The organism is Oleiphilus sp. HI0066 (assembly GCF_001635725.1).
On the sequence record NZ_LWFH01001318.1, the window covers coordinates 1 to 880 of the forward strand.

Consider the following 880-nt stretch of genomic DNA (forward strand, 5'->3'; position numbering starts at 1 on the left):
CTGGTCACATATCTGACCGCACCTACTATTGCTTATTCTGCTCCAGGTCAGTTAGCAGACCAGCCATTATGGTTAGGCTCGTCTGTGAAACATAACCTAATGTTCGCGATTGATGACTCCGGTAGTATGGACTGGGAGCTATCTTTCCCTGTCAATGATGGTACACCGCGTTTGAGAAGCGATGGTAATTTTGTAGACTCAAACGGTGATTACCTCAATAGTGGTGGCTACGGCCAGTATGCTTACGTATTTGCCAACGGCGTAGATACAGGCGGGTATGACGGTCGCCGCCTCTATAGCAACCGCTATGCAATACCCCCTATTGCACAGTACGCATCAGCAAAAAGTTCCGCATACAACACGGCATATTACGACCCAAGTGTGACCTATGATCCTTGGCCGACCTTTACTAATGCTGAGTTTGATAGCGTTGCGAAAACCAATGGCTATACCTTTACAGATGCGAGTGTGACAGCAACCTTAGTTGAGCCAGTCACAACGGCTTTTGGTACACGTACGGTTAACTTATTTGCAGACTTAGATACATCTACTAAAACGGAATCTTATTGGGATTACGATATTCGCGATGCTGACATGGTTTGTAAAGAGAGTGGTGCAGACGATTGTGCCGATAACTCTCGCCAAGACTACACATTTTATCCAGCAACCTACTATCTGAAAGATCAGAGCGACCATTATTATTATCACGCTGTAGGAGGCTCTGGGTCGGGCGCACCCTCTGTAACAGACAGTGATTTATTAGAGGCAGAGAAGCCTAAAGCGCCAATTGCCGATAATATTTCTGAGCCAATGAAGTTTGCTGCTGCGTTAGAGACGCAATCTTCTGGTACTGAATCTGACCGTATCCAAGCATCTCGTG

At 46.4% G+C, this 880-nt stretch carries 1 protein-coding gene; it reads left to right on the plus strand.

Annotation, left to right across the window (positions count from 1 at the left end):
• On the plus strand, nt 1–880 hold an 880-nt coding region (locus A3738_RS31300; RefSeq protein ID WP_197473927.1), incomplete at both ends, for a hypothetical protein.